The organism is Fervidicella metallireducens AeB (genome assembly GCF_000601455.1).
In the GTDB taxonomy this organism is placed as follows: Bacteria; Bacillota; Clostridia; order Clostridiales; family Caloramatoraceae; genus Fervidicella; species Fervidicella metallireducens.
Genome location: NZ_AZQP01000038.1, coordinates 21,641 through 27,640, shown reverse-complemented (window position 1 = coordinate 27,640; position 6,000 = coordinate 21,641). Strand labels below are relative to the sequence as shown.

General features: G+C 29.5%; 5 protein-coding genes. 1 reads left to right on the top strand and 4 read right to left on the bottom strand.

Annotated features, from left to right (window positions below; genetic code table 11):
* Positions 1–107: 107 nt before the first annotated feature.
* The 3 genes from Q428_RS10895 to Q428_RS10885 all read right to left on the bottom strand — a co-directional run bounded on the left by Q428_RS10895 (position 108) and on the right by Q428_RS10885 (position 2,281).
* Positions 108–521, bottom strand: coding sequence for a hypothetical protein (locus tag Q428_RS10895; protein WP_035380867.1), 414 nt, complete (start codon positions 519–521; stop codon positions 108–110).
* A 442-nt stretch (positions 522–963) separates the two neighbouring features.
* Positions 964–1,653, bottom strand: a complete 690-nt coding sequence (locus Q428_RS10890; protein ID WP_035380866.1) for a hypothetical protein — start codon at positions 1,651–1,653, stop codon at positions 964–966.
* 67 nt (positions 1,654–1,720) lie between these two features.
* Positions 1,721–2,281, bottom strand: a complete 561-nt coding sequence (locus Q428_RS10885; protein WP_035380864.1) for a TetR/AcrR family transcriptional regulator — start codon at positions 2,279–2,281, stop codon at positions 1,721–1,723.
* 403 nt (positions 2,282–2,684) lie between these two features.
* On the opposite strand from Q428_RS10885, the gene Q428_RS14955 reads away from it, so the two are divergent.
* On the top strand, positions 2,685–4,133 hold the full coding sequence (locus Q428_RS14955) for a sensor histidine kinase (RefSeq protein WP_035380862.1): 1,449 nt from the start codon (positions 2,685–2,687) through the stop codon (positions 4,131–4,133).
* A 263-nt stretch (positions 4,134–4,396) separates the two neighbouring features.
* Here Q428_RS14955 and Q428_RS10875 read toward each other — a convergent pair whose 3' ends face one another.
* On the bottom strand, positions 4,397–5,842 hold the full coding sequence (locus tag Q428_RS10875) for an amino acid permease (protein WP_035380860.1): 1,446 nt from the start codon (positions 5,840–5,842) through the stop codon (positions 4,397–4,399).
* Positions 5,843–6,000: the final 158 nt, after the last annotated feature.

Below are 6,000 nucleotides of genomic sequence, written 5' to 3'. Positions count from 1 at the left end.
CACCACTGCAAAGGGCACTACAATACCTTAAATTAAAAAAATAGAATAGGATAATTTACAAACTAATATTAACTGTCTCCATGCATATAAACTTAGATCATGTAGACCTAAGCTTCCTGATATATATCTATTATTTTCCATGACCCATTTTCAAATTTAACTGTTATTTTGATAGGAACTCTACGACAACCGTGAGGTGTGGAACTTTCTTTATCTATTCCTATATAGGTATATTTAATCCATACGATTCCTTTATGGAAATTATGAATGGGCACACCTAATCCTATACTTAATTTTTTGCGTTTAATATCATTTTTAGCATATGCGTACTTTGGATTCAATCTTAAATATATATTCTTATCTATATACTTGGAATATTGATTGGTATAAGTTCCATCGGTCAAAAATGCTATACTTAGAGATTTTCTAACACTAATATAAATCCAGAAAGAAAATAATAAATAGATACTTACTAATATTAGCAATGATAAGATAGATACTTTTTTTACATTTACTCTCATTAAATTTCACCTCTCTAGTTCAATTATATTAAAAATACAGTCAAACTGGAATATATTTAATTTAATACAAAATATTAGAAAATATGTAATTGTATTGTAATATATTGATTATAACATAAATTTAATACAAGGGGGAACAAAAAATGAGAAAAAAGAAATCTATTCTTGCAGTCATGCTAACGATAAACAACTTACAAATTAGGGACACATACTAACTGTTATAGTATAATATTTACTTTTATATCATCTAAAATTTAAAAACTATTAATTTTAATCAGTCTTCTAAATATTAATTTCTAAAAGTTTTTCTTTTTTGGTCATGAAAAATAGTATCATTTTTTCATTCTTGCAATCATGGGCATAAAAATATCTCCCTTCAAAGTTTACTTTAAAATACTTTCATCTTTGAAAGGAGATGTTATTTATTAGGCTACAACACTACTTATATGTCCCATATTTTCATATTTTTATCCCACTTTTTTTTCATATCATTATATCCAATCCATACTGTCCAGACATAAGCACAGGTTTTTGGAATCATTAACATTCCGATAAGAGGAGCAAGATCTGCCCATAAAACTACTGGAATGTAAAAAGCAAAACTAAGTACAATAGTTAGCCACATAAAATTAAAAGAATGGTCATTTTTACTCTTTGCACTTTTGTAAAATAATATTATGATGATAAGCCCTATAAGTGCAAAGGGGATGTTGCGATATATTCCCCAGGATAAAGGCTGCTTTGCACTTGTCCATGCATTTTGAGGAAACAAGCAAAGTATTATTCTAAGGGCAGCTAATAAATATATGATTATTGTAAGTCCTTGCCTTTCTTCAATGTTATAACGTTTTCTCCAGACATAGTACAGTAGTATGTAAAAAATTGTCATTGTAATAGAAGTTATCAATTTTCCTATACCGAGAAGAACAGTATAATTTTCAAGTCCAGTTGTGCATAATGCTATTGCACGTGGAACAAGATGAAAGGAGTCTCCTGCTCCAAGAATGATTGCCATAATACCAAATAAATAGTATTGCTTGTTTGTTTTAGATTTTTTAATCATAAGAATTCCTAAAGTTATTACTGTACTTAGATATGCCGCATCAAATAAAGTTTCCATAATTGCCTGCATGATTTAACCTCCTTATAATGAACATTGTTCAGTTTGGCTTCTGCAAAACCCCACTCTTTGGTGGGGCTTATTTATAGATTATATGTTTTATAATTTGTAGCAGAAAATCACATGATTGTTCTTCATTCATAAGCAATGTGAGTATATTTGAAAAAATAAAGTCTACAAAATCAGGCTTTGTGAATTCATTACAAAAAACATTTTCTCTGACATCAGGATCTTTCTCAAGATTTTTTAGCAGCAAAGCTTTAATAGTATTAAAATATTGTTGCATTGCCTGACGCCCCTTATTTTTATCTAAATTATTAAGACTCATAGAATGAAGCTGAAAAAATGAGGGGTATTTTTGGCAGCCTTTATGAATATTGTTAAACAGTAAAAATACGTTTTCTGCAAAATTAAGTGAAAGGCTGCAGTTTGTTAAGTCATGCATTATTTCCTGCCAAATAGATTCAATTGTTGCAATTATAAAATCCTCCTTTGATGGAAAGTAATTATAGATTGAACCTACTGCAATGCCGCACCTTTGGGCGACTTCTCTCATATTCAAAGCCTGAATGCTTGATTGAGCTACTATTTCTTTTGCTGTTAAAATAAGTATTTCTTTTGAAATATACGTTTTATTCATATTAACCTCCAAACTGAACTATGTTCATTTTACCGCGAAGACTTATTAATGTCAATAAAAAAGTATAACTTAGGACAGGATTATTGTAGACACTTCCTTACCTTCTTATATTTTAAGGTGTTGGGATTTTTGTGTCTACATTAATATATTAACACCAATATTAAAAAAGATACAAGGATATACAACCACAATAAGTATGTGTCCCTGTGTTTTATTTATTTTTAAATTTATCAAGTAGAAAATACGATGAAGACAATGCTTTTAAAATCAATAAAGCAGAAAAGATTTTAATGGAGACTTTTGGGGAAATTTTGAAGAAAATTAATTTCTATTTATCAAAAAATATGATAAAATATACATAAATTACAAAAATATACAAAAACAAATGAAAAGGGTGTCAGATATGCTAAAGAGTGTATTTTTAAATAAAACAAAGTTTAACGTTGATGAGGACAAAAAAGAATTTGAGGGATTAAGGATAGAAATAGATATCAATAGATGCAGAAATACAGGCAGGATTTTATTGTTTTTAAATTTTATTTTAATATTAGTGGATTTATTAGTATATAAACCCCTGAGAAAAAATATAAATGCGTATACATATCTTTACTATTCTCATATTATTATAGTTATTTTAATTTCTTTATGGTTGGCAGCTTTAAGATTCATTAAGAACATTAATCATAGGATAATGCAATATATATTTATAAATGTTATAATTTATTGGTGTGTCTTCATGGGTTTAAATAGCATAAATATTAGCGGTCAGATTTCTGCATATATTATAGGTGTTTTGGGGGTATCATTATTTTTTTACCTATCACCAATGGAAAGTATATTCATATATCTATCATCATTTATTGTATTTATAGTAGGTTTACTTTTTTTAGTACCTGATTCCAAAATGTTATATAGTCACATAATTAATTCAGGGTTTGTAGTTCTTTGTTCATTTATCGGGTCAGATATAATTTATTCAAGTTTTTTAAAGGACTTTGTAAACAATAAAGCTATATTAGATAGTAAAGCTGAGCTTGAAGCCACTAATTTAAAGTTAAGGGAATATGAAAAGTTAAGAACAGATTTTTTTGCCAATATATCTCATGAGCTCCGAACACCACTTAATATAATATATAGTTCACAACAAATGATGGAGTTAATATTAAAGAGTGATAAATTTGAAAAAACTAGAGTAGATAAATACTTAAAGATTATGAAACAAAATTCATTTAGATTGATAAGGCTTATAAATAATTTGATTGATATTACCAAAATAGATGCTACCTTATTTGAAATAAGGCCAATTAATTGTGATATTGTTAAAATTGTTGAGAATATAACCCTGTCTGCTGCTGATTACATTGAGAGCAAAGGAATTGAATTAGTATTTGATACTGAAGTAGAGGAAAAAATTATAGCTTGTGACCCAGATAAAATTGAAAGAATAGTACTAAATCTATTATCCAATGCAGTAAAGTTTACATCTAAACATGGTCAGATTTATGTAAATATATACTTGAAAAATGATAGAGTTTATATATCAGTAAAGGATAATGGGATTGGCATAGATGAAAATATGAAGGAATTAATATTCGATAGATTTATACAAGTAGATAAATCCATATCTAGAAATAGAGAGGGCAGTGGAATAGGCCTTGCGTTAGTAAAATCCTTAGTGGAATTGCATGATGGAAACATTGAAGTAAGGAGCACTTTGGGAAAAGGTAGTGAATTTATTTTTGATCTGCCGGATAAGATAATTGAAAGCAGCTGTGAGGAGGACTATTTTTCTAATTTATGTGAGCAAAGAGTTGAAAAAATAAATATTGAGTTTTCGGATATATATGAATAATATATATGTAGCATGGATATAGGGATAGTTAATGGGAATAGGGATAGTTAATATGAATTTATTTTTAAAGTTATATTAACTGTCCCTATTTATTTCTTTTTTAGTCATTAAGAATGGCATCATATTTTTTCAGTCATACAATAATGTGAATAAAAATATCTCCCTTCAAAGTTGACTTAAAATTACTTTTTTCTTTGAAGGGAGATATTTTTATTGGGTTATAACACTACTTATATGTCCCACTCTATGTGTCCCACATTGTGTTATGAAGCCTTTGAAATGTCGTTATTGTTCTTTTTCTTGTGTGCAGCCTTTGTTAATAATGTTAAAACGTATCCAAGTATAATTAAAATAACTGGACCGCCATATGTCATAGTTATAGACTTAACTGCTTCTGCTGTTGATTCTGCACCTACAATGTAATCAAGACCAGCTCCGAAGAATCCAGCTATACTTAAAACTAAAGCAAGTACAGAAACAGAAAGTGCTAATGCCTTTGATTTAAACATTGTAAAAGGAGCCTGATTATCCTTAAGTCTAAATACTAAATATGCTGCGATTAGTACAATGTATGGTATAACTAATGAAAGTGAAGATAAATCTGTTAATAACTTAAAGAAAGAATCAATTGAATTCAATCCCATTAATGGAACAGCAATTAGAATTAACACTATAACACATTGTGTCCATAATGCATTTTTTAAAGTACCATCCTCAGCCTTTTTAGTTAGGAAGCTTGGAAATGTTCCTTCAGGAACCTCAGAGAACATAGCTCTAATTGGTGATTCCATCCATAATATATATGCTGCAATAGATGTTAATGTCAATATAGCTGCATATAGCTGAACTATTAGTTTGCCACTTATGCCCCAGTTTTCAGCAAGTATCTTATAAACTACATATCCAGCATCCTTTAAACCTGCATTTTCTAAAACTTCAGGTGAAGCGATTAAGCATACAGAAACTGAACCTATAATGTATGATACAGCAACTAAAGCTGTTGCAATGATAACTGCCTTAGGGAAATTTTTCTTAGGATTTTCTACTTCAGATATATAAGTACCTGCAACTTCAGCACCAGCAACGGCAAATAATAACCAGGAGAAAGTACTGAAATATGATGTATTTAACTCTGGTATTACTGTTGAAGCAGTAAATTCAGTAGCTGAAGGAGTACCTGTAAAGTATCCTAAAATTGCAAATACAATAAAAATAATTGTGGCTGCAAGAGTAAATTTACCACCAAAGTCACTTAGTTTTGAAAAGGTTTTTACACCCTTAGTAGCAACCCATGTTAAGATTAATGCAAGGGCTAGTGCAATATAAGGAAGCAGATATGCATTAGAATCATTAAATCTGTTTTCCCCAAATATTGCCCAAGACACCATAACTGGTATTCTTGAAAATACCATCTGTAAATAGAAAAGGTTTGCAATAAAATATGACCAAGTTCCAATATAAGCCCATTTTGGTCCAAGGGTTGATTCTATCCAAGTATAGATTCCCCCACCTTTGCCGTTATTAGCTGAAGCTAACTCTGCAATCATACCGGATAATGGTAAAAAGAATAGTAATGATACCGCAAGCCATGATGGTATAGCTGCTGGTCCTAACGCAACTGCATTAGTAGTTATATTTCCAAATCCAAAGGTTGGAACGAAAATTAACATAACCAGCGTCCAAAGGCCAAGTTTTTTTGTTGTTTCCATGTTTATCCTCCTTAAAATGAATTTTTAAAAATATCTGTTTTTTCATTCTAATTGAAAAATTGCAAATCAGCAAATGTCAAAAAAAGTCGTAAAAGTTGATAGGCTGAGTTTTTTTAATATACACTCTAGAATAGGCTTGTATACTTAATTATGCATTG

Bases quoted from the DNA above. Each gene is read 5' to 3' on its own strand.
- Q428_RS10890 (WP_035380866.1), bottom strand. From the start codon at position 1,653: ATGCAGGCAATTATGGAAACTTTATTTGATGCGGCATATCTAAGTACA.
- Q428_RS14955 (WP_035380862.1), top strand. From the start codon at position 2,685: ATGCTAAAGAGTGTATTTTTAAATAAAACAAAGTTTAACGTTGATGAG.
- Q428_RS10895 (WP_035380867.1), bottom strand. From the start codon at position 521: ATGAGAGTAAATGTAAAAAAAGTATCTATCTTATCATTGCTAATATTA.
- Q428_RS10875 (WP_035380860.1), bottom strand. From the start codon at position 5,842: ATGGAAACAACAAAAAAACTTGGCCTTTGGACGCTGGTTATGTTAATT.
- Q428_RS10885 (WP_035380864.1), bottom strand. From the start codon at position 2,281: ATGAATAAAACGTATATTTCAAAAGAAATACTTATTTTAACAGCAAAA.